This is a genomic window from Pseudomonas sp. AG1028, from assembly GCF_007993955.1.
In the GTDB taxonomy this organism is placed as follows: domain Bacteria; phylum Pseudomonadota; class Gammaproteobacteria; order Pseudomonadales; family Pseudomonadaceae; genus Aquipseudomonas; species Aquipseudomonas straminea.
In genome coordinates this window covers 89647-110556 of sequence record NZ_VIVP01000014.1, presented here as the reverse complement: position 1 = coordinate 110556, position 20910 = coordinate 89647, and the positions used below count along the sequence as shown (strand labels likewise).

General features: G+C 64.4%; 25 protein-coding genes. 21 read left to right on the top strand and 4 right to left on the bottom strand.

All coding sequences use genetic code 11. The features are described 5' to 3' along the window. The 13 genes from FB481_RS21695 to FB481_RS21640 all read left to right on the top strand — a co-directional run bounded on the left by FB481_RS21695 (position 1) and on the right by FB481_RS21640 (position 10866). Positions 1 to 1317 carry a cobyrinate a,c-diamide synthase gene (locus FB481_RS21695; RefSeq protein WP_093503541.1) on the top strand — a complete coding sequence of 439 codons (1317 nt, stop codon included), beginning with the start codon at positions 1 to 3 and terminating at the stop codon, positions 1315 to 1317. Beyond that, positions 1314 to 1964: a 5,6-dimethylbenzimidazole synthase gene (bluB, locus tag FB481_RS21690; RefSeq protein ID WP_093503344.1), complete on the top strand. Its 651-nt coding sequence runs from the start codon at positions 1314 to 1316 to the stop codon at positions 1962 to 1964. The genes FB481_RS21695 and bluB overlap by 4 nt, the downstream gene beginning before the upstream one ends. Before the next feature lie 12 nt (positions 1965 to 1976). Beyond that, positions 1977 to 2885: an adenosylcobinamide-phosphate synthase CbiB gene (gene cbiB, locus FB481_RS21685; RefSeq protein WP_147177755.1), complete on the top strand. Its 909-nt coding sequence runs from the start codon at positions 1977 to 1979 to the stop codon at positions 2883 to 2885. Next, positions 2878 to 3870: a threonine-phosphate decarboxylase CobD gene (gene cobD / locus FB481_RS21680; RefSeq protein ID WP_147177753.1), complete on the top strand. Its 993-nt coding sequence runs from the start codon at positions 2878 to 2880 to the stop codon at positions 3868 to 3870. Before cbiB ends, cobD begins: the two co-directional genes overlap by 8 nt. Further along, positions 3867 to 5351, top strand: coding sequence for a cobyric acid synthase (locus FB481_RS21675; RefSeq protein WP_147177751.1), 1485 nt, complete (start codon positions 3867 to 3869; stop codon positions 5349 to 5351). The genes cobD and FB481_RS21675 overlap by 4 nt, the downstream gene beginning before the upstream one ends. Further along, on the top strand, positions 5352 to 5873 hold the full coding sequence (gene cobU / locus FB481_RS21670) for a bifunctional adenosylcobinamide kinase/adenosylcobinamide-phosphate guanylyltransferase (RefSeq protein ID WP_093503352.1): 522 nt from the start codon (positions 5352 to 5354) through the stop codon (positions 5871 to 5873). Continuing rightward, positions 5870 to 6925, top strand: coding sequence for a nicotinate-nucleotide--dimethylbenzimidazole phosphoribosyltransferase (gene cobT / locus FB481_RS21665; RefSeq protein ID WP_093503354.1), 1056 nt, complete (start codon positions 5870 to 5872; stop codon positions 6923 to 6925). The genes cobU and cobT overlap by 4 nt, the downstream gene beginning before the upstream one ends. Beyond that, a complete protein-coding gene (gene cobC, locus FB481_RS21660; protein ID WP_178109918.1) occupies positions 6922 to 7488 on the top strand; it encodes an alpha-ribazole phosphatase family protein in 567 nt (188 codons plus the stop codon). Before cobT ends, cobC begins: the two co-directional genes overlap by 4 nt. Beyond that, positions 7485 to 8213, top strand: a complete 729-nt coding sequence (locus tag FB481_RS21655; protein WP_147177749.1) for an adenosylcobinamide-GDP ribazoletransferase — start codon at positions 7485 to 7487, stop codon at positions 8211 to 8213. Before cobC ends, FB481_RS21655 begins: the two co-directional genes overlap by 4 nt. A 286-nt stretch (positions 8214 to 8499) precedes the next feature. Further along, complete coding sequence (locus FB481_RS21650) at positions 8500 to 8904, top strand: MarR family winged helix-turn-helix transcriptional regulator (RefSeq protein WP_147177747.1); 405 nt, start codon at positions 8500 to 8502, stop codon at positions 8902 to 8904. Positions 8905 to 8961: 57 nt separating this feature from the next. Beyond that, entirely contained in the window at positions 8962 to 10164 is a 1203-nt protein-coding gene (locus tag FB481_RS21645) for an MFS transporter (RefSeq protein ID WP_147177745.1), read from the top strand. Next, complete coding sequence (locus FB481_RS23415; RefSeq protein WP_256662788.1) at positions 10161 to 10283, top strand: hypothetical protein; 123 nt, start codon at positions 10161 to 10163, stop codon at positions 10281 to 10283. The genes FB481_RS21645 and FB481_RS23415 overlap by 4 nt, the downstream gene beginning before the upstream one ends. Positions 10284 to 10308: 25 nt before the next feature. Beyond that, positions 10309 to 10866: a glutathione peroxidase gene (locus FB481_RS21640; RefSeq protein ID WP_093503362.1), complete on the top strand. Its 558-nt coding sequence runs from the start codon at positions 10309 to 10311 to the stop codon at positions 10864 to 10866. Between the two features lie 136 nt (positions 10867 to 11002). On the opposite strand, the gene FB481_RS21635 is transcribed toward FB481_RS21640, so the two are convergent. Together FB481_RS21635 and FB481_RS21630 are read right to left on the bottom strand one after the other, a co-directional pair. Continuing rightward, positions 11003 to 12304 (bottom strand): OmpP1/FadL family transporter, encoded by a 1302-nt coding sequence (locus tag FB481_RS21635; protein ID WP_093503364.1) that lies wholly within the window; start codon positions 12302 to 12304, stop codon positions 11003 to 11005. A gap of 157 nt (positions 12305 to 12461) precedes the next feature. Then, positions 12462 to 12941 (bottom strand): hypothetical protein, encoded by a 480-nt coding sequence (locus tag FB481_RS21630; RefSeq protein ID WP_147177744.1) that lies wholly within the window; start codon positions 12939 to 12941, stop codon positions 12462 to 12464. Between the two features lie 540 nt (positions 12942 to 13481). Between FB481_RS21630 and dapA the strand changes: the two genes are divergently transcribed. The 7 genes from dapA to FB481_RS21595 all read left to right on the top strand — a co-directional run bounded on the left by dapA (position 13482) and on the right by FB481_RS21595 (position 19571). Further along, positions 13482 to 14336 carry a 4-hydroxy-tetrahydrodipicolinate synthase gene (gene dapA / locus FB481_RS21625; RefSeq protein ID WP_093503368.1) on the top strand — a complete coding sequence of 285 codons (855 nt, stop codon included), beginning with the start codon at positions 13482 to 13484 and terminating at the stop codon, positions 14334 to 14336. A 56-nt stretch (positions 14337 to 14392) separates the two neighbouring features. Beyond that, a complete protein-coding gene (gene rnd, locus FB481_RS21620; protein WP_147177742.1) occupies positions 14393 to 15526 on the top strand; it encodes a ribonuclease D in 1134 nt (377 codons plus the stop codon). After that, a complete protein-coding gene (locus FB481_RS21615) occupies positions 15523 to 15816 on the top strand; it encodes a YcgL domain-containing protein (RefSeq protein WP_093503372.1) in 294 nt (97 codons plus the stop codon). Before rnd ends, FB481_RS21615 begins: the two co-directional genes overlap by 4 nt. A gap of 15 nt (positions 15817 to 15831) precedes the next feature. Beyond that, entirely contained in the window at positions 15832 to 16761 is a 930-nt protein-coding gene (locus tag FB481_RS21610) for a D-2-hydroxyacid dehydrogenase (RefSeq protein WP_147177740.1), read from the top strand. A gap of 83 nt (positions 16762 to 16844) precedes the next feature. Next, on the top strand, positions 16845 to 17294 hold the full coding sequence (locus FB481_RS21605; protein ID WP_147177738.1) for a YcgN family cysteine cluster protein: 450 nt from the start codon (positions 16845 to 16847) through the stop codon (positions 17292 to 17294). A 121-nt stretch (positions 17295 to 17415) separates the two neighbouring features. Further along, positions 17416 to 18642: a hypothetical protein gene (locus tag FB481_RS21600; protein ID WP_147177736.1), complete on the top strand. Its 1227-nt coding sequence runs from the start codon at positions 17416 to 17418 to the stop codon at positions 18640 to 18642. Between the two features lie 389 nt (positions 18643 to 19031). Then, positions 19032 to 19571, top strand: a complete 540-nt coding sequence (locus tag FB481_RS21595) for a heme utilization protein (RefSeq protein ID WP_178109917.1) — start codon at positions 19032 to 19034, stop codon at positions 19569 to 19571. Positions 19572 to 19631: 60 nt separating this feature from the next. On the opposite strand, the gene FB481_RS21590 is transcribed toward FB481_RS21595, so the two are convergent. Beyond that, positions 19632 to 20099 carry an RNA methyltransferase gene (locus tag FB481_RS21590; protein ID WP_027905051.1) on the bottom strand — a complete coding sequence of 156 codons (468 nt, stop codon included), beginning with the start codon at positions 20097 to 20099 and terminating at the stop codon, positions 19632 to 19634. Between the two features lie 57 nt (positions 20100 to 20156). Beyond that, positions 20157 to 20525 carry a YajD family HNH nuclease gene (locus FB481_RS21585; protein WP_027905052.1) on the bottom strand — a complete coding sequence of 123 codons (369 nt, stop codon included), beginning with the start codon at positions 20523 to 20525 and terminating at the stop codon, positions 20157 to 20159. Between the two features lie 116 nt (positions 20526 to 20641). Here FB481_RS21585 and FB481_RS21580 point away from each other — a divergent pair, with 116 nt between their 5' ends. Then, positions 20642 to 20905, top strand: a complete 264-nt coding sequence (locus tag FB481_RS21580; protein ID WP_093503384.1) for a hypothetical protein — start codon at positions 20642 to 20644, stop codon at positions 20903 to 20905. Positions 20906 to 20910 lie beyond the last annotated feature (5 nt).

Here is a 20910-nt window from a genome sequence, read left to right as displayed (position 1 = left end):
ATAGACGCGCTTTCCGCCGAGCCTGGGGCGCCACGGCAGTGCCCGGCCCTGGTGATCGCCGCGCCCGCCTCGGGTCAGGGCAAGACCACCGTCACCGCTGCCCTGGCGCGCCTGCACACCCGAGAAGGCAAGCGGGTGCGGGTGTTCAAGTGCGGGCCGGACTTTCTCGATCCGATGATTCTTTCCCGCGCCAGCGGCAACCCGGTCTATCAGCTGGACCTGTGGATGGTCGGCGAGGCCGAGAGCCGTCGTCTTTTATGGGAAGCGGCGGGCGAAGCCGATCTGATTCTGATCGAGGGCGTGATGGGACTGTTCGACGGCTCGCCGTCGGCGGCTGACCTGGCGCGCCGTTTCGGTGTGCCGGTGCTCGGGGTGATCGATGGCTCGGCCATGGCCCAGACCTTCGGCGCCCTGGCGGTCGGCCTTGCCAGCTATCAACCTGACCTGCCGTTCTCCGGCGTTCTCGGCAATCGCGTCAATCCGGGTCGCCATAACGACCTGATCCGTGACAGCCTGCCGGCTTCGATTCGCTGGTATGGCTCGCTGCCACGCAGTGCGGCCATCGAGCTGCCCAGCCGGCACCTCGGCCTGGTGCAGGCTGGCGAACTCGCTGACCTCGATACGCGCCTGGATACCGCGGCCGACGCCCTGGAGCAGACGGCGACGATCACGCTGCCGCCGCCCGTGACCTTCGCCGCGCCCTCGATCGAACCGCTGGCGCCGCTGCTCGCTGGCGTACGCATCGGGGTGGCCTTTGATGCTTCCTTCGCGTTCATCTACCAGGCCAACCTCGACCTGCTCGAGCAGATGGGCGCAACGCTGACGTTCTTCAGTCCGCTGACCGACAAGGCACTGCCTGACGTGGGCAGCCTCTACCTGCCGGGCGGTTACCCAGAGTTGCATCTGCAGGCGCTGGCCGCCAATCGGCCGATGATCGACGCGATCAAGGCGCATCAGCAGGCCGGCAAACCGCTGCTCGCCGAGTGCGGCGGCATGCTGTATCTGCTCGAGTCGCTGAGCGATGTCGCTGGTGAGCGCGCGGAACTGGCCGGTCTGCTGACTGGCACTGCGCAGATGCAGAAGCGCCTGGTCGCCCTGGCCCTGCAGAGCGTCGAACTGCCCGAGGGCGTGCTGCGCGGGCACAGTTACCATCACTCGCGCCTGGACTCTGCGCTGCAGCCGCTGGCCCGTGGGAGCTGCCCGAACGACAAGCCGGTCAGCGAGGCGGTGTTCCGACTCGAGCGCCTGACCGCGTCCTACATCCATTTCTACCTGCCTTCCAATCCGCCAGCCGCCGCGGCGTTGTTTCGTCCATGACCGCGCACGCCTTCAGCGCCGAGGAGCGCGCCGCGGTCTACCGCGCCATTGCCGAGCGCCGCGACATGCGCCATTTCAGCGGCGGCGAGGTCGCGCCCGACTTGCTCGCCCGCCTGCTCGAAGCGGCGCACCAGGCGCCCAGCGTCGGCCTGATGCAGCCGTGGCGTTTCATCCGCATCACCCGGCCGGCGCTGCGAGAAGACATCTACCAGTTGGTCGAGCACGAACGCCAGCTGACTGCGGAGGCACTGGGCGAACGTTCGGACGAGTTCATGCGGCTGAAGGTCGAGGGCGTTCGCGATTGCGCCGAAGTGCTGGTTGCGGCCTTGATGGAAGGCCGCGAGGCCCATGTGTTCGGCCGGCGCACCTTGCCGGAAATGGACATGGCCTCGCTGTCCTGCGCGATCCAGAACCTGTGGCTGGCGGCCCGTGCCGAAGGCCTGGGCATGGGCTGGGTGTCGCTGTTCGACCCCGTCGCCCTGGCCGAGCTGCTGGGCATGCCGCCGGGCAGCAAGCCGGTCGCGGTGCTCTGCCTGGGGCCGGTACAGGCCTTTTACCCGGTGCCGATGCTGGCCCAGGAAGGTTGGGCGCAGGTACGGCCGCTGCACGAGCTGCTGTTCGAGGATCGCTGGGATCACCATGAATAACGAGAGCCGTCCATGAGCCTGATCCTCAGCGCTGTCGCGGGCGTGGCCCTGGATGCCGCCCTCGGCGAGCCGAAGCGCTGGCACCCGCTGGTGGGCTTCGGCAAGCTGGCCAACCGCCTGGAGCAGCGCTTCAACCCGTCCGGGGGCGGCTGGCGCAGCCATGGCGTGAGCGCCTGGTGCCTGGCGGTGCTGCCGTTGACGTTGCTTACCGTGCTGCTGGTGCAGCTACCGTGGATCGGCTGGCTGGTGCAGATCGTCGCCCTCTACGCCGCCCTGGGGCTGCGCAGCCTCGATCAGCACGCCCAGCCGGTGGCCCAGGCGCTGCGCCTGGGTGATCTGCCGGTGGCGCGCCAGCGAGTGGGCTACATGGTCAGCCGACGTACCGAGGACCTGGACGCCACTGGCGTGGCCCGTGCCGGTACCGAGTCGGTGCTGGAGAACGGCAGCGATGCGGTGTTCGCCGCGCTGTTCTGGTTTCTCGTCGCCGGGGCGCCGGGCGTGGTGCTCTATCGCCTGAGCAACACTCTGGACGCCATGTGGGGCTACCGCAACGAGCGCTTCGAGCGCTTCGGCTGGGCCGCCGCGAAGATCGATGACCTGCTCAATTACGTGCCGGCCCGCCTGGTGGCGCTGACCTATGTCGTCCTCGGTCGCAGCGCCCTGGCGATGCGTTGCTGGCAGCGCCAGGCGCCACGATGGGACAGCCCCAACGCCGGGCCGGTGATGGCCGCGGGCGCGGGCGCGCTGGGCGTCAGCCTCGGCGGCGCGGCGGTCTATCACGGTGAACTGCACCAGCGCCCTGAGCTGGGCGAAGGTCCGCCACCACGGGCGCGGGATATCGAGCGGGCAATGAACCTGGTGTGGGGCGGCGTGCTGCTCTGGTTGATGCTGATGCTGATCGTGGAGGTATGCATTGCTTGAGCACGGCGGACGGTTGCGCAAGGCAGCGCTTCGTTATGGCATCCCGCTGAGCGATTGGCTGGACGTTTCGACCGGCGTGGCGCCATACGGCCTGCCACTTCCGGAGGTTCCCGCGCAGACCTGGAACCGTTTGCCGGAGCAGGACGATGGTCTGGAAGCCGCCGCCTGCGCCTATTACGGCGCCGCCGATCTGCTGCCGGTGGCCGGCTCCCAGGCTGCGATCCAGTGCCTGCCGCGGCTGCGCCGCGAGGCACGGGTCGGCATCGTCTCGCCGGCCTACGCCGAGCATGCGGCAGCCTGGCAGCGTGAAGGGCATCGGGTGCTGGAGATCAGCGAGGCCGGCGTCAATCGCGCCTTGGAACGGCTCGATGTGCTCTTGCTGGTCAACCCCAACAACCCTACCGGTCGGCGCTTTTCCCCCGAGCAGCTATATGCCTGGCATGCGCGCCTGGCCGAGCGGGGCGGTTGGCTGATCGTCGATGAAGCCTTTATCGACTGCACCCCGGAGCAGAGCCTAGCGGCTCACGCACAATTGCCGGGGCTGATCGTGCTGCGCTCGTTCGGCAAGTTCTTCGGTATGGCCGGTGCCCGCCTGGGCTTCGTGCTGGCCGAACGCACGCTGCTCGATGAGTTGGAAGAAATGCTCGGGCCCTGGACGATCAGCGGCCCGACCCGCTGGCTGGCGACTCGGATGCTCGAAGACAAGACCGCTCAGCAAGCCCAGCGCCAGCGCCTGAGCACTGACGGCCAGCGCCTGGCCAGCCTGCTGCGTGAGCATGGCCTGGCGCCCACCGGTGGCTGTGCGCTGTTCCAGTGGATCGCCAGCGAGCACGCCGCGCTGCTGCATGAGTTCCTGGCCTGCAATGGCATCTTCACCCGCCTGTTCGAGCGCCCGGCCAGCATTCGCTTCGGCCTGCCACCCGATGAGGCCGGTTGGCAGCGCCTGGCCGCGGCGCTACAGGTCTTTGCCGAGGAGGCGCGATGAGTCATTTGCAAGCCGGCGCCACCCTGATGGTGCAGGGCACCACCTCGGACGCGGGCAAGAGCACCCTGGTGACCGCCCTGTGCCGCTGGTTGCAGCGCCAGGGCGTCAGCGTGGCGCCGTTCAAACCGCAGAACATGGCGCTGAACAGCGCGGTGACCGCCGACGGTGGCGAGATCGGCCGGGCCCAGGCGGTGCAGGCCCAGGCCTGCGGCCTGCCGGCGCACACCGACATGAACCCGGTGTTGCTCAAGCCCAACAGCGACACCGGCGCCCAGGTGATCATCCATGGCCAGGCCGTCGGCAACATGAATGCCGTGGCCTATCACGACTACAAGCGCGTCGCCCGTGAAGCGGTGCTGGCGTCTCACGCTCGCCTGCGGGCGAACCACCAGGTGGTGATGGTCGAGGGCGCCGGCTCGCCGGCCGAAATCAACCTGCGCGCCAACGATATCGCCAACATGGGCTTCGCTGAAGCGGTCGACTGCCCGGTGATCCTGATCGCCGATATCGACAAGGGCGGCGTCTTCGCGCATCTGGTCGGCACCCTGGAGCTGCTGTCGCCGAGTGAGCAGGCGCGCCTCAAGGGCTTCGTGATCAACCGGTTTCGCGGTGATATCGCCTTGCTCAAACCAGGGCTGGACTGGCTCGAGCAGCGCACCGGCAAACCGGTGCTGGGCGTGCTGCCGTACCTGATGGATTTCCACCTGGAGGCCGAGGACGCCATCGACCGGCGTCAGGTGAGCAAGGCCGATCAGGTGCTCAAGGTAGTAGTGCCGGTGTTGCCGCGGATCAGCAACCACACCGATTTCGATCCGCTGCGCCTGCACCCCCAGGTCGAGCTGACCTTTGTCGGCCCCGGCGAAGCCATTCCGCCGGCCGACCTGATCATCCTGCCCGGCTCCAAGAGCGTGCGCGCCGATCTCGCCTTCCTGCGCAGCGGCGGCTGGGCGGCGGCCATCGACCGGCACCTGCGCTATGGCGGCAAGCTGCTGGGCATCTGCGGCGGCTTGCAGATGCTCGGGCGTCGGGTCGAGGACCCGCAAGGGCTGGAAGGGCCGGCGGGTGGCAGCGACGGCTTCGGCCTGCTGCACATTGATACCGTGCTGGAGCCGCACAAGCAGCTGCGCAACGTCAGTGGCCGGCTGTGCCTGGAAGATGCTCCCATCAGCGGCTACGAAATCCATGCCGGGGTGACTGCCGGCGCTGGCCTGCAGCGCGCCGCGGTGAGGCTCGACGATGGCCGCAGCGATGGCGCGCTGAGCGAAAATGGCCAGGTCATGGGCACCTACCTGCACGGGCTGTTCGAGTCCTCGGCGGCGTGCAGCGCATTGCTGCGTTGGGCCGGGCTGCGTGACGTGCAGACCGTGGATTACCACGCGCTGCGCGAGCGCGATATCGAGCGCCTGGCCGATCTGGTCGAAAATCATCTGGATACGGCCGCCTTGCGCGCGCTCTGCGGTCTGGACGAGGAGGCGCGCTAGATGCGTGAGCTGATTCTTGGCGGCGCCCGCTCGGGCAAGAGTCGCCTGGCCGAACGCATGGCTGCTGAGTCCGGGCTGGAGGTCGTCTATGTTGCAACCAGCCAACCGCTCGACGGTGAAATGAACAGCCGTATCCGTTCGCACCGTGACCGCCGCCCGGTCGAGTGGGGGCTGGTCGAGGAGCCTTTGGCGCTGGCGCAAGTGCTCGAAGAGCAGGCTTCGCCAGAGCGTTGCCTGCTGGTCGACTGCCTGACCCTGTGGCTGACCAACCTGCTGATGCTGGACGACGAGGCGCATCTGGACCGCGAGTGCGACGCGCTGCTGGCGGGCCTGCAAACTTTGCCTGGCCGGGTGATTCTGGTCAGCAACGAAACCGGACTTGGTGTGGTGCCGATGGGCGAGCTGACCCGCCGTTACGTGGATGCCGCCGGTTTGCTGCACCAGGCCGTTGCCGAACGCTGCGAGCGCGTGGTGCTTACCGTTGCCGGCTTGCCGATGATTCTCAAGGGAGACCCGTTATGACCCTCGACTGGTGGCTCAATTCCACGCAGCCGCTTGACCCGGTGGCGCGCGACAAGGCCGCGGCTCGCCAGACCCAGTTGACCAAGCCGGCTGGCTCGCTTGGTGAACTGGAGCGCCTGGCGGTGCACTTGGCAGCGTTACAGGGCCGTGAGCGGCCGCTGATCGACAAGGTGTGGATCGCCATTTTCGCCGGTGACCACGGCGTGGTCGCCGAAGGCGTTTCCGCCTATCCGCAGGCGGTGACCGGGCAGATGCTGCGCAACTTCGTGGCCGGCGGGGCGGCGATCAGCGTGCTGGCCCGCGAGTTGGGCGCTGCCCTGGAAGTGACCGATCTGGGCACTGCCGAGCCGCTCGAACCGTTGCCGGGCGTCCGTCATCTGCAAGTCGGCGCGGGTACCGCCAACCTGATGCGCGAGGCGGCGATGACCCCGGCCCAGGCGCTGATCGCCATGCAGGCCGGGCGCGACAGTGTGATTCGTGCTGCCGAACAGCGCCATGAGCTGTTCATCGGTGGCGAAATGGGCATCGGCAATACCACGGCAGCCACGGCGCTGGCCTGCCTGTTGCTCGACTGCCCGGTAAGCGAGCTGGTTGGCCCCGGCACCGGCCTGGCGGCGGCCGGCGTTGCCCACAAGGCGCAGGTGATCGAAACGGCGCTTAAGCTGCACCAGAGCGCTGCCGGTGAGTCCATGGAAGCGCTGCGTTGCCTGGGCGGCTTCGAGATCGCCGCATTGACCGGCGCCTACCTGGCCTGCGCCCAGAAGGGCGTGGTGGCGCTGGTCGATGGTTTCATCTGCAGCGTTGCGGCCTTGCTGGCGGTGCGCCTGAACCCGGCCTGCCGCGACTGGCTACTGTTCTCCCACCAGAGCGCCGAGCCTGGCCATCAGCGGGTGCTCGCTGCGTTGCAGGCCACGCCGATCGTCAGCCTCGGTCTGCGCCTGGGCGAGGGCAGCGGCGCGGCGCTGGTGGTGCCGATGCTGCGCCTGGCCTGCGCGCTGCATAACGGCATGGCTACCTTCGCCGAAGCGGCGGTTGCGGATCGTCCGGCGTGATCCTGCATCTGCTACGCCACGGCGAGACCGAGCAGGGTGGCGGCCTGCGTGGCAGCCTCGATGACGCCCTGACCGCAGCAGGCTGGGCGCAGTTAAGTGCGGCCGTGCAGGCCGATGAGCACTGGGATGCGCTGGTCAGCTCGCCGCTGCAGCGCTGTGCGCGGTTTGCCGAGGAGCTGGCGGCTGCCCGCGACCTGCCGCTGCAATTCGAGCCGGGTCTGCAGGAGCTGCATTTCGGCGAGTGGGAAGGGCGCACGGCCGCGCAACTGATGGAGACCAATGCGGATGATCTTGGCCGCTTCTGGGCCGATCCCTACGGGTTCACACCGCCGGGCGGTGAGCCGTTGCCGGTTTTCGAAGCACGGGTATTGGCTGCGCTGCAACGATTGCACGCCGAGTACCGTGAGCGGCAACTGCTGGTGATCACCCACGGTGGCGTAATGCGCCTGTTGCTGGCCCGGGCGCGGGGCTTGCCGCGCGAGCAACTACTGCAGGTCAGCGTGGCCCACGGCCAGCGCGTGCACCTGCAGTTCGATGGGCACGGGTTACAGGAACTGCCATGACGCCATTGTGGATCGCCCTGCAATTTCTCACCCGTTTGCCGGTGCGCCTGGCGGGCATGCCCACGCCGCAGCAGATGGGCTGCTCGCTGCTGTTCTATCCAGTGGTAGGCGCGGTGATCGGTGGGTTCTTGCTCGTTGCCATTCATCTTCTCGACGGTGCGCCGGTGCCTTTGCAGGCGGCTTTGTTGCTGACCCTCTGGGTAGGGCTGACCGGAGCCTTGCACCTCGATGGCCTGGCCGATAGCGCCGATGCCTGGATGGGCGGCTTCGGTGACCGCGAGCGCACCCTGGCGATCATGAAGGATCCGCGCAGCGGCCCGATTGCCGTGGTGGTGCTGGCATTGCTGCTGCTGCTCAAGTTCACCGCCTTGCTGGCACTGCTCGAACAGGGTGATCACCTCGTGTTGCTGCTGGCGCCGGTGCTGGGGCGAGGGGCGCTGCTGGCGCTGTTTCTATACACGCCCTATGTGCGACCCGGCGGGCTGGGCGATGCGCTGAAAGCCCATTTGCCGCGCTTCAGCGCCACGGTCGCGCTGGCCGTTACCACGTTGTTCGGCCTGCTGCTCGGCGGTTTCTGGGTGATGGTGGCGGTAGCGGGCGTCTTCCTCTGGCTGCGCCGGATGATGCTGCAGCGCCTCGGCGGCACGACCGGCGATACGGCGGGTGCGTTGCTGGAACTGATCGAGTGCGCTGTGCTGCTCGCTGCGGCGCTGCAGGTCAGCTAAGAGCCAGTTCATGATCTTCCGGCCCAGGTTCGCCGATTTTGGAAGCTGAGTGGGGCGGAAGCGGCCGTCCACCTATCCTGTGGGAACGGGCCATGCCCGTGACTTTTCGCGGGCATGGCCCGCTCCCACAATGGGTCAGTGATGTCCGCTTCTGCCTTGTAGTTACCGCTTCAGCGCATAAAAATTGTGAATAGGACTTAAGCCCGAACGGCACCGTGTTCGGCTTTCGCCCGATTCGGCAGCGCATAGCTTGTTAAAGCCAAATTACGGGTATATACCTATATTCATGTTGCCGACCGAATGCCTGTGCACTCGCTTGCGTCGCGCCAGTCGTGGCGTCAGCAAGCTCTACGACGACGCCTTGAGCGGTGTCGGGCTGAGCGTTGCCCAGTATTCTCTGCTGCGCCACCTGCAACGGCTCGATCAACCGAGCATCACTGATCTGGCCGACGCGGTGGGCCTGGAGCGCAGCACGCTGGGTCGCAACCTCAGGGTGCTCGAAGGGCGCGGCCTGGTGGCCCTCGCGGACGGCGCCGATCAGCGTAATCGCCTGGTGAGCCTGACCATCAGAGGCGAGAAGCTAATCGCCGAGGCGCTGGACGCCTGGCAGGGTGTGCAGCTCGAGCTCAAGCAACGGCTACAACCGCATCATCTGCAAGCGCTGGACGAATTGCTCGCCAGCCTGGATTGACGGGCAGGGCGGTGCCACTGCCATTTCCCGTTTCGACCTACAACAAAAGGACATGCAATGAATTCGGTTTGGCGTACCAGCGTCTGGATCATGTTGGGGGCTTCGCTGATCCTCGCCCTGTCCCTTGGCGTCCGTCACGGCTTCGGCCTGTTCCTGTCGCCGATGAGCGCGGATTTCGGCTGGGGGCGTGGCGTGTTCGCTTTCGCCATCGCCTTGCAGAACCTGATCTGGGGCATCGCACAGCCGTTTACCGGGGCCCTGGCCGACCGTTTCGGCGCGCAGCGGGCGATCATCGTTGGCGGCGTGCTCTATGCAGCGGGCCTGGTGCTGATGGGCTTGGCGGACTCGCCGCTGTCGCTGTCGCTCAGCGCGGGGCTGCTGATTGGCATCGGCCTGTCGGGCACCTCGTTCTCGGTGATTCTCGGCGTCGTCGGTCGGGCCGTGCCGGTGGAGAAGCGCAGCATGGCCATGGGCATCGCTGCGGCGGCCGGCTCCTTCGGCCAGTTCGCCATGTTGCCGGGCACCCTGGGGCTGATCGGCTGGCTGGGCTGGTCGGCTGCCTTGATCGCCCTGGGCATGATGGTGGCGCTGATCGTACCGCTGGCGCTGATGATCAAGGATCGCCCGCAGGTGAGCCTGGGCCCGCAGCAGACCCTGGGCGAGGCACTGCGCGAGGCCTGCAGCCATTCCGGTTTCTGGTTGCTGGCGCTGGGCTTTTTCGTCTGCGGCTTCCAAGTGGTTTTCATCGGCGTGCACCTGCCAGCGTACCTGGTCGACCAGCATCTGCCGGCCATCGTCGGTACCACGGTGCTGGCGCTGGTGGGGCTGTTCAACGTGTTCGGCACCTACATTGCCGGCTGGCTCGGCGGGCGCCGTTCCAAGCCGAGGCTGCTCAGCGCCCTGTACCTGGCCCGCGGTGTGGTCATCACGCTGTTCATCAGCGTGCCGCTGAGCGTATGGACGGCCTATGCGTTCGGCATCGCCATGGGGCTGCTGTGGCTGTCCACGGTGCCGCTGACCAATGGCACCGTGGCGACCCTGTTCGGTGTGCGCAACCTGTCGATGCTCGGCGGTATCGTGTTTCTGTTCCACCAGCTGGGTTCGTTCATGGGCGGCTGGCTCGGCGGTTACCTCTACGACCACACGGGCAGCTATGATCTGGTCTGGCAGATCTCAATTCTGCTCAGCGTGCTTGCCGCCCCGCTCAACTGGCCGGTTCGCGAGCAACCCGTAGCGCGTCTGCAAGGAGCCCAGGCATGACCCTCAAGCCTACCTTCGCATTGGCAGCACTGGTCGGATTTGTCGTGCTGACTCTGATCTTCTGGGCCTGGCGCGCAGGTGGGCTGGCGATCATGCAGCTGAACATGAGCCTTTGCTGAGCGACTACCGATAAGGAGCGATTCGATGCGACTCTCATTGTTTACCGTGCCCCTGGCTTTGCTGGCGTTGAGCGCTCCGCTGCAGGCTGCCCAATGCCCAGCGCTGTTGGCGGACCAGGGCGAGCTGCCCAAGTTGCGCTCCAAGGACAAGATCGACCTGTGCGAGCAGTTCGCCGGCAAACCGCTGATGGTGGTCAATACTGCGAGCTTCTGCGGCTTCACCTCGCAGTTCGAGGGGCTGGAAGCGCTCAACAAACGCTATCGCGACAAAGGCTTGGAAATTCTTGGCGTGCCGTCGGACTCCTTCAAGCAGGAATCTGACGATGCCGAGGAAACGGCCAAGGTCTGCTACGTGAATTACGGCGTGACCTTTACCATGAGCGAGACTCAGCCCGTTACCGGTGACAAGGCCATCCCACTGTTCAAGGAACTGGCCCGGCAGACGGCCGCACCGCGCTGGAATTTCTTCAAGTACGTGATCGATCGCCAGGGGCAGGTGATTGCGCGATTCTCCAGCATGACCAAGCCGGACGATCCCGAACTGATCTCGGCTATCGAGAAGGCGATTGCTTCAAAGCCTTGAGGCTTTGCTCGCCATCGGAATGCGTCGCGGCCATGGGCCGCTCCTACCTGATCGTGGGAGCGACCCATGGCCGCGATGCTTTTTTAGCTGACTGAAACTGCGTAGCCCGTGCCTTTTGGGCACGGGCTTGCTTCTATCAGAATCGGTAGGTCAGGGAGGCCCCCAGACCATGAGCGCTGTTTTTGTAGGTGGCGTTGTAGCTACCACGCGCCGCGCTGCTGCGGTTGACGTCGACGTCCTCTTCCTTCAGATAGGAGTAGGCCACGTCGATGGTCATGTCATCGGTTGGGCTCCAGCCTGCGCCGAGGCTGAAGATGGTCCGGTCACCCGAAGGGATGCGCGGCGAACGATCGGTATTGTTGATTGGCGACTGATCGAAGGCGAGGCCGGTACGTAGCACCCACTGTGGGTTGACCTTGTAGGACAGGCCAACGGCATGCGCCCAGGTATCGTGCCAGTTCTGTTCTTCGACAATGGTGCCTAACGAGCCTGCAAAGGCACCGCCGACACCTTCGTTTTCGATACGCAGCTCCTTGAAGCGGCTCCAGCGAGTCCAAGTGCTACCAGCGTAAAGTGTCCAAGCATCGTTCAGTTCGTGGGTGAAGGACATATCCACCGATTCGGGTGTTGTCACATCAAGCGAAGCGTCGTATTTGCCAGCAGATGTAGCGATTGCAGCCCCTGGTCCGGATACACGGGTGTCGCCTTCAAGTTCGTATTTTACCCGAGAGCGATAGGTCACACCGACGCGAGTATGGGGTGTGAACTCGTAAAGCACGCCGGCATTGAAGCCCACTGCTGTGTCGTCACCCTTAACCTTGACCTTGCCGTCATTTGAGCCAGCCGGGCCAAAGGGGTTGGTCAGCGAAGAACTCAGTTCACCCTCGATATGGTTGAAAGTCGGGCCGAAACCCACCGACAGTTTGTCATTGAAGCGATAGCTGAGTGTCGGTTGTACGGTGATGACGCGTACATAGCTCTTGTCGGCAAAATAGCGACCCTGGAAACCATTCTCATAATCGGTCGCCAGGCCGAAGGGCACATAGACACCCACGCCAAAGGCCACTTTTTCATCCAGTGGTTTGACGTAATAACCCATTGGCACACCGGTGTCCGGCACCATATCGCCGTCGTTACTACCAACGTTTGCGCCACCACCGCCCGCAGCTGGGGCTGTCGTACTGCTGGTGTTGCTGATCCGGCTCTTGGCATGAATAGCCGCGACGCCGAAGTTGACCTGTTCGCGCTGAATGCGCGCCATACCGGCCGGGTTGCCGAAGACAGTACTGGCATCGTCAGCGGCGGAAGAACGGCCGGCAAACGACAGGCCCATGCCAGAGATGCTTTGCTCGTTGAGCGCAAAGCCGCTGGCCAGGCCGTAGGTGGAGGTGGTTGCGATGGCGATTGCCAGGCCGGTTCTTAGCATTGTTTTACTCACGGGGTACTCCTTGGCAGGGTCGGGGAACTCTCGCTGCTGACTCGGGGCCACTTTCGAAAGTTCAGGGTAAACACGATCCGTCGAGGTCTTGCTGTCCCTGAAACGCAGGATATAGAGCCTTTCGCCGCTTGGCACCTATGACCATGCAGTCAGTTTCTCAAGCTGCGGTCGCGCTGTGCTGGATGCAGCGTTCCCAGGCGCGAACGAATTCGTTCTGCTGCCTGCAGGGCGCGAAAATCTGCTGCCAGATCATCGCCTGGGCGCCGATATCATCGGCTGCCGGCAGAGCTTTGCAGCGCTGCTCAATCAGCAGCCAGGCGATGGCTGTGGCATAGCGCAGGTTGACCGTCAGTTCGAAATGCGGCGCGCCTAGGAATGCATGCTGGCTGGCCAAGCCCCGGACTCGGCTGGCCAAGTCCGGGTCGACTGCCAGGTAGTGGTCCCAGAGTTGCTGGTGGTGAGCGGCTGAAATCCGATACAGGCCATAGCCGCTGTGGTTGTCGAGTTCTGCGCCCAGGGACGTCTGGCAGGCGGCAACGCCCAGTAGCAGGGCTTCTGCGGCAACGCATTGGCAGTTCAAATACATCAAGGTCGGGCGGATAACGTGCTGGTTCAGGTCACTGGCGGCGATTCCCATACGAGCCTCTACACAGAGGTGACCGGTGGGGGAGGGGGCTGGCGGCAGAATTAAAGCTGCCTTACGCGTCGATGCTCTGGTGTGATAATCGATAAATCCCACTGGGAGCGGATCTTAGCCGCTCAAATTGAAGCGTAGTGGGATATTCATGCAGTAAAGGGCTGTTTTTAAATCGTTTGAAGATTTGGCGCGGCCTGCATAGATCGAATTGGAACTGCAGCCACGGTTGAAACTTCGCATCGACCTGATTGACACCGCTGCGTCGGCTTCGGCAGTATCAGGCCCATATCGTCCTGCCGAGCTGTCCATGTTCATCATCTCCCTGCCCACGTGCCCCAATCCTGGCCTTGTCGCCATGGATGCGTGCGTGTGCCTGGACGCTGGCAAGTCGAAGAAACAGTCGCTCATTTGACCGGGGCGCGCTGTCCCGTCAGATGGGCTGACAGGACAGAGGCGCAGAGTCGAAGCATCCCTTCGCTACACTCCCTTCCCGCACTCCATCGACGGTGACCAGACGGTCTACACCGAGGAGTTGCAAGCATGTCTACATTTTCCGGTATCTGGGTTGCGTTGGTAACGCCGTTTCGCGGCGGGCAGGTGGATCTGCCGGCATTGCGATCCTTGGCGGCGCATTTGATCGAAAGCGGTGCGGCCGGGCTGGTGGTCTGCGGCACCAGCGGCGAGGCGGCAGCCCTGGATGAGCAGGAGCAGTTGGCGGTGCTGGATGCCGTGCTCGAGGTGGTGCCGGCCAGCCGCGTGGTGATGGGTCTTGCCGGCAACAACCAGGCGGCAGTGCTGGCCCGCCTGCAGCGGATCCAGCGCCGCCCGCTGGCCGGCATTCTGGTACCGGCGCCGTACTACATAAGGCCGTCGCAAGACGGTTTGCAGGCGTTCTTCCTGGCTCTCGCCGAGGCCTCGCGGCTGCCCATCATTCTTTACGATATTCCTTATCGCAGCTCTGTGACCCTGGAACTGCAGACCCTGCGGCAACTGGCCCGGCACCCGCGCATCGTGGCGATCAAGGACTGCGGTGGTGACGTGCGCAAGACCCAGGCGCTGATCGCCGATGGCCAGCTCGATGTGCTCACCGGCGAGGACGAGCAGATCTTCGCCACCCTGTGCCTGGGCGGCAGCGGCGCCATTTCCGCAGCCGCGCACCTGCGTACCGCCGACTTCGCCAGGGTAGTCAGCCTGCTGCGCGAGGGTGACCTGTTTGCCGGGCGTACGCTGTTCCGTGAGCTGTTGCCGTGGATACGCCTGGCCTTCAGCGAGCCAAATCCCGCGCCGGTCAAGGCCGCGTTGGCATTGCAGGGCATGATCGCCGATGAACTGCGCGAACCCATGCTGTGCGTTTCCGATGGCTTGCGGGCGCAACTGCGCAATGAGTTGCCATGAGCGCACGGCAGAGGCTCACGGGATATACTGCGCGGCAATCTTTACGGGAGAGCCGCGTGACCATCGAAATTGTCTGGATTCGAGACGACGCCAGCCTGGCAGCGCAGTGCGCTGTCTGGCGCAAACAGCCCTTCGTGGCGCTGGACACCGAGTTCATGCGTGTCGATACCTTCTACCCGATCGCCGGTCTGCTGCAGGTCAGCGAGGGCGAGCGTGCCTACCTGATCGACCCCTTGCTGATCGGCGATTGGGCACCGTTCGCCGCATTCCTCGAAGACCCGCAGGTGGTCAAGGTAGTGCACGCCTGCAGCGAGGATCTGGAGGTGTTCCTGCGCCTGACCGGCAGCCTGCCGGCACCGCTGTTCGACTCGCAACTGGCCGCCGGCTACCTCAATCTCGGCTTCTCCATGGGCTATTCGCGCCTGGTGCAGGCCGTGCTGGAGATCGAACTGCCCAAGGGTGAGACCCGCTCCGACTGGTTGCAGCGCCCGTTGTCCGAGACCCAGGTCAGCTACGCCGCCGAAGACGTCGTGCACCTGGCCGAACTCTATCGTCGCCTGCAGGCCAGGCTGTCCGCCGAGAAGAACGCCTGGGTGCTCGAGGACGGCGCTGAGCTGGCCGCCGGGTTGCGCCGCGAGACCTCGCCCGAGGACGCCTACCGCGAAGCCAAGCTGGCCTGGAAGCTGTCCCGCGCGCAACTGGCCGTATTGCGTTCGCTGTGTGCCTGGCGTGAACGTCAGGCGCGGGCGCGCAATCAGCCGCGCAACCGTATCCTGCGCGAGCATTCGCTATGGCCGCTGGCGCGCCATCAGCCGAACGATCTGGTCAGCCTGGCGCGCATCGAGGACATGCACCCGAAAACCGTGCGCCAGGATGGCGAGACCATCCTGCAATTGATCCGCGAGGCCGCCGCACTGTCACCGGCCGAGTGGCCGCCGGCAATGCCCGAGCCGTTGCCGATCGAAGCCTCGGGGCTGCTCAAGAAGCTGCGCGCGATCGGCCAGCGTGAAGGCGAGCGCCTGGGAATCGTCCCCGAGCTGATGCTGCGCAAGAAAACCCTCGAGGCGCTGCTCAAGAGCGGCTATCCGAACGGCCCCTACCGCCTCCCCGACAGCCTGCGCGGCTGGCGGCGTGAATTGATGGGCCAGGCGTTGCTCGATTGCCTGGCCGATGAAGGAGAAGCTGCTTGAAACGTATCTGCTCGATCTACCGCAGCCCGCGCAAGCACGAGATGTACCTCTACGTGCTGCGTGCCGATGCGCTGAGCCGGGTGCCCGAGCCACTGCTGGGTGCCTTCGGCGCGCCCGTGCATGCCTTCGACATGGTGCTCACGCCCGAGCGCACCCTGGCCCGCGAGGACATCACCAAGGTGCTGGAGAACCTCGACAACCAGGGCTATCACCTGCAGATGCCGCCGCCGGAAGAGGATTACATCCAGCATCTTCCCGAGGAACTGTTGCGCCGTAACGATCCGGTCTGAGGGGAGAGCGATGCCATGCGTGTACTGATCGCCGAGCAGGATCACGCCGAGTACCAGCGATTGCTGCAGCAAGCTGCGCCACAGCTCGAACTCGTCGTGGGCGAGGGCGCGGCGCTAGCCGAACAGGCCGCCCGTTGCCCGATCTGGCTGGGCGAGCCCGACCTGTTCGCCAGCGTGCTGCGCGCCGGCCACAAGCCGGCCTGGCTGCAGTCGACCTGGGCAGGTATTACACCGCTGCTGGCGGACGACCTGCCCCGCGATTATCGGCTCACTAGAGCGATCGGCGTGTTCGGGCAGATCATGGCCGAGTACGTGCTGTGCCATATGCTCGCCCATGAGCGCGAGCTGGTCGCCCGCCAGCAGGCGCAGCGTGAGCAGCGCTGGGATGGCCGCCTGCCGGGCAGCCTGGCCGGGCGCCGGGTGCTGATCGTCGGCACCGGTGAAATCGGCGCAGCGGTCGCCCGCTTTCTGCAGCCGTTCAACGTCGAATTGAGCGGCGTTGCCAGCAGCCCGCGAACCCTTGCGCCGTTCACGGAAGTGGCCGCGCTCGGCGAATTGCCTCGGCTGGTGGCCCAGGCCGATTACGTCGTCAACCTGCTGCCCAATACGCCCGCGACCCGGGATATCTATGACGCCGCCTTGCTGGCTCGCTTCAAGCCCTCGGCGGTACTGATCAACGCCGGGCGTGGTACGTCGGTGGTCGATGAGGATCTGGTCGCCGTGCTGGCTGCTGGCCAACTGGCCGCGGCGGTGATCGATGTCTGCCGCGAAGAACCGCTGCCGCCCGGCCATCCATTCTGGACCGCGCGCAACCTGACGTTGACCGGGCACAGCGCGGCGCCGACCCTGCCGCACCTGCTGGTCGAGTTGTTCCTGGCCAACCTGCAGCGTTATCAGGCCGGTGCCGAGCTGCACGGTCTGGTGGATTTCGCCCGCGGCTACTGAGCGCGCCGTCGCGCGCGGCTTGTACTGTGCGGTCGGCAGACCTAGACTGCCGGCCTTTTCGTTTCCTCCCTGCAAGCTCGACCATGGCCGCACCTGCGCATCCCTTCTGGCAACACAAGACCCTCGAGCAGCTCGATCACCAGGAGTGGGAGTCGCTGTGCGACGGCTGCGGGCTGTGCTGCCTGCAGAAGCTGGAGGACGAGGACGACGGCGCGGTGTACTACACGCGCATCGCCTGCAAGCTGCTCGATCTGCAGAGCTGCCGCTGCAGCGACTACCCGAATCGCAAGACCTTCGTGCCCGACTGCATCCAGCTTACCCCGGCCCAGGCCGACCAGTTCCAGTGGCTGCCGCCAACCTGCGGTTACCGGCTGGTCAGCGAGGGCAAGGACCTGCCGTCCTGGCATCATCTGGTATGCGGCGACCCCGATGCCGTGCACCGCGAGCGCATTTCCCAGGCCGGGCGCATGCTCAGTGAGAACGCCGTGGCCGAGGATGATTGGGAAGATCACCTGATCTTTCGCGCTGGCTGAGTGTCTGTGATGAGCCGTTAAGGCTCGTTTAAGCGCGCTGGTGTTTGATGACCCCGTTGCGCATAGTCTTTTGTGCGCTGATCCCCGTGACGTATCGCTTGTCCGTTCTGGAGTCTCCCGTATGTCGATTCGCTGCCTGCTGCTGTCCGCTGTTCTGTTGAGTACCGGCACACCCTTGTGGGCCGCCGAAAAGGTCGATCTGGATTACAAGGTCAAATTCCTGCCGCAGAGCGACGAGGCAGAAGTGAGCATCACCCTGGAAAAGGGCGAGCGTGTGCGCGGGCTAAATTTCAACCTCGGCGACGAGGGTTATTACAGCGACTTCAAGGCCGATGGCGAGTGGAAGCCGGAAGGCGATGACCGCGGCCTGTGGGTGCCGGCCAAGGGCAAGAGCACGCTGAGCTACAAGGTGCGTGTCGATCATCCGCGCGGGGAAGGGCGTTTCGATGCGCGCATGACCGAGGACTGGGCACTGCTGCGCGGTGATGATTTGATTCCCAGCGCGGTACTCAATCAGGTCGACGGCACCGATCTGGTCGCGCGCCTGGAGTTCGACCTGCCCAAGGGTTGGCGCAGCGTCGAGACCGGCTGGCCGCGAGTCGGCAAGAACAAGTTTCGCATCGACAACCCGCAGCGCAAGTTCGACCGGCCTACGGGCTGGATCCTGGCTGGCAAGATCGGCACCCGCCGCGCCAAGCTCGGCGAAACCCAGGTGACCGTCGCCGCACCGGTGGGCGAGGGCATGCGCCGGATGGATGCGCTGACCCTGCTGACCTTCGTCTGGCCGGAAATGCAGGCAGTATTCCCGCGCGACCCCGCCAAGCTGCTGGTGGTCGGCGCCGGTGACCCGATGTGGCGCGGTGGCCTGTCGGCGCCCAATTCCTATTTCATGCATGCCGACCGCCCATTGGTCAGCGAGAACGGCACCAGCTCCCTGGTGCACGAGCTGGTGCACGTGTTCAGCCGCATCAGCGACACCGACAAGAGCGACTGGATCAGCGAAGGCATCGCCGAGTACTACGCTATTGAGGTGATGCGTCGCGCCGGTGGGCTGAGCGAAGACCGCTACCAGAAAGTCCGCGAGCACCTGATCAAATGGAGCAAGCCGGTCAAGTCGCTGCGTACCGAAACCTCCACCGGGCCAGTTACCGCCCGGGCAGTACTGCTGCTGCAGGAGCTCGACCGTGAGATTCGCCAGGCGACCAAGGATGGCCAGCAGCGCTCCCTCGACGACGTGGCCCGCGGCCTGATGCGCCTGGACAAGGCCAGCACCAAGGACTTTATCGAAATTACCGAAAACGTCATGGGCCGCAGCTCCAAGGTGCTGGATACCCGGCTGCTGCGCTGATCCTTTAGGCCATCGCGCAGATGATGCGCGGTGGTCGATCCCTCCCCAGCCCTATGCATGATCTCTGTACGCATAGGCGCTTCTGCTCTCGAAAACTTCGCGTTCCAGCCCTGGATCTGCATCTCAGTGCGCTGAAAAACTGTTGGTTCCTGCATTAAAACCCACACATCTCTAGATTTATCTATTTTTTTGATCTTTATTTTCGTGCCTAAAATGCCCGGTATGCAGCCGTTTAGGGCATGTTTAAAAGAATAAAGTCTTTTATTTACAAATGGTTATATAGATATCAATGGAGTCGATCTTTACTATTTGCGCGATCAAGTTTTTGATCAAATTTTCTTGAGTAACATGAGCTCCATACCCACTTACGTCCTCCCAAGGAGCTCACCATGAAAACTGAATTTATCGCCAGCCTGTTCATCGCCACCCTTGCCAGCGCTGCATTCGCACTGCCCCAAGGCCCGGTAGACGCCAACACTTCGCACTCGATCAGCACTCAGAAAGTGGCCGAAGACGGTTACAAGCGCACCGGCGGCAAGATTGCTGAAAGCGGTTACGAGCATGTAGGCGGCAAACTGGTCGCTGAAGATGGCTACGAGCGTACCGGTGGCAAGATCGCTGAAAGCGGTTACGAGCATGTAGGCGGCAAACTGGTCTCCGAAGATGGCTATGAGCGTACCGGTGGCAAGATCGCTGAAAGCGGTTACGAGCATGTAGGCGGCAAACAGGTCGCCGAAGATGGCTACGAGCGTACCGGTGGCAAGATCGCTGAAAGCGGTTACGAGCATGTAGGCGGCAAACTGGTTGCCGAAGATGGCTACGAGCGTACCGGTGGCAAGATCGCTGAAAGCGGTTACGAGCATGTAGGCGGCAAACTGGTTGCCGAAGATGGTTACAGCCGCACCGGTGGCGAGGCCGAAATGTCCTGATCGGTCAGCCCTGAAACAAAGCCCGGCATCGTCCGGGCTTTATTTTGCCTGCGATTTGACTCAGTACTTGGCGCCGGTGCGGGTGTTGTTGCCTTTGGCCAGGCGGTCGTAGAGCACCACGTTGACCGTGGCCGCCAGGTTCATGCAGCCCTCGGTGGGGATGTAGACCACTTCTTCGCACCAGTCGCGGATGCTCTTGTCGAGCGAGCCGTCTTCGGGGCCGAAGATATAGAAGGCACGATCCGGATGCGTGTAGGTGGGCAGGGGGCGGGCGCCATCGACCAGTTCCACGGCGACCGGCGTGCAGCCCAAGGGGATGACTTTCTGCAGGTCATCTATGCCGATCAGCGGAATATCCAGGTGCACACGCTTGGTGTCGGTGACGAAGTCGCGGGCGCGCTCATAGCGTTTGCCGGTGTAGAAGACCGACGCCACGCCGTAGCAGCCGGCGGCGCGCATCACGGCGCCGACGTTTTCCGGCGATTTCGGATTGTAGAGACCGATGCAGCTGTATCGTTTGTTGCCCACGGACCAGGCCTCGAGAAAAGGGCCGGCATTATACGGTTTGTGGGCTTTATACGCTTCTCAGGACTTTTTCTGCAGCAGCTCGGCCAGGTTGGCGAAAGCCTTGTGGGTAGTCTTCGGTCCGGTCTGGCTGGCCGTGGAGCCTTCACTGAAATACTGCTGATCGGTATAGCGGGCGTGTTCGTTGTCGTGACAGAACAGGCACAACAGCTCCCAGTTGGAGCCGTCCTGGGGGTTGTTGTCGTGGTTGTGGTCACGGTGGTGCACGGTCAGCTCGCTCAGGCGTTTGCCGGAGAATTCGCGGGCGCAGCGGCCACAGACGTGAGGGTACATGCGCAGCGCCTTGTCCCGGTAGCCTTCTTCACGGCTGCGCTGCGCTTCGGCGAGAATGCGGTCGAGCTTGGAGGTCGGCGTGGTTGGGCTGCTCATGATCGTTCCTGGCTGGCGTTTGGCGCAGTATATAGTTGGGGCTGTGCAATCAGTCTGCACTTTCCGTCGGCGGCCAATGCCCAACGCAGCACGTTCCACTTTTTGGAGTACAGACCATGCGCACCCCGTCACTCGTGCTGATCAGCCTGCTGTCGATGGCCGGCATTGCCCAGGCGCAGCAGCCTCAGTCGGCACCACCCGAGCCGGCTGGCGCCACTCAGACGCCGCAGGTACCGGACCCTTCCAAGGTCGACCCCGATACCCCGCCGGTGATTCGTGACGGGCGCGACAACGACGGCTCCACCGAAGCGGCCGATGACGCTTCCGAGGACCCGCATGAGCTGATCCCCGAGCAGCCAGGCGAGCAGGTTCCTGACTGACGCCG

Bases quoted from the DNA above. Each gene is read 5' to 3' on its own strand.
- bluB (WP_093503344.1), top strand. From the start codon at position 1,314: ATGACCGCGCACGCCTTCAGCGCCGAGGAGCGCGCCGCGGTCTACCGC.
- cbiB (WP_147177755.1), top strand. From the start codon at position 1,977: ATGAGCCTGATCCTCAGCGCTGTCGCGGGCGTGGCCCTGGATGCCGCC.
- FB481_RS21675 (WP_147177751.1), top strand. From the start codon at position 3,867: ATGAGTCATTTGCAAGCCGGCGCCACCCTGATGGTGCAGGGCACCACC.
- cobU (WP_093503352.1), top strand. From the start codon at position 5,352: ATGCGTGAGCTGATTCTTGGCGGCGCCCGCTCGGGCAAGAGTCGCCTG.
- cobT (WP_093503354.1), top strand. From the start codon at position 5,870: ATGACCCTCGACTGGTGGCTCAATTCCACGCAGCCGCTTGACCCGGTG.
- FB481_RS21655 (WP_147177749.1), top strand. From the start codon at position 7,485: ATGACGCCATTGTGGATCGCCCTGCAATTTCTCACCCGTTTGCCGGTG.
- FB481_RS21650 (WP_147177747.1), top strand. From the start codon at position 8,500: ATGTTGCCGACCGAATGCCTGTGCACTCGCTTGCGTCGCGCCAGTCGT.
- FB481_RS21645 (WP_147177745.1), top strand. From the start codon at position 8,962: ATGAATTCGGTTTGGCGTACCAGCGTCTGGATCATGTTGGGGGCTTCG.
- FB481_RS23415 (WP_256662788.1), top strand. From the start codon at position 10,161: ATGACCCTCAAGCCTACCTTCGCATTGGCAGCACTGGTCGGATTTGTC.
- FB481_RS21640 (WP_093503362.1), top strand. From the start codon at position 10,309: ATGCGACTCTCATTGTTTACCGTGCCCCTGGCTTTGCTGGCGTTGAGC.
- FB481_RS21630 (WP_147177744.1), bottom strand. From the start codon at position 12,941: ATGGGAATCGCCGCCAGTGACCTGAACCAGCACGTTATCCGCCCGACC.
- dapA (WP_093503368.1), top strand. From the start codon at position 13,482: ATGTCTACATTTTCCGGTATCTGGGTTGCGTTGGTAACGCCGTTTCGC.
- FB481_RS21610 (WP_147177740.1), top strand. From the start codon at position 15,832: ATGCGTGTACTGATCGCCGAGCAGGATCACGCCGAGTACCAGCGATTG.
- FB481_RS21605 (WP_147177738.1), top strand. From the start codon at position 16,845: ATGGCCGCACCTGCGCATCCCTTCTGGCAACACAAGACCCTCGAGCAG.
- FB481_RS21600 (WP_147177736.1), top strand. From the start codon at position 17,416: ATGTCGATTCGCTGCCTGCTGCTGTCCGCTGTTCTGTTGAGTACCGGC.
- FB481_RS21595 (WP_178109917.1), top strand. From the start codon at position 19,032: ATGAAAACTGAATTTATCGCCAGCCTGTTCATCGCCACCCTTGCCAGC.
- FB481_RS21585 (WP_027905052.1), bottom strand. From the start codon at position 20,525: ATGAGCAGCCCAACCACGCCGACCTCCAAGCTCGACCGCATTCTCGCC.
- FB481_RS21580 (WP_093503384.1), top strand. From the start codon at position 20,642: ATGCGCACCCCGTCACTCGTGCTGATCAGCCTGCTGTCGATGGCCGGC.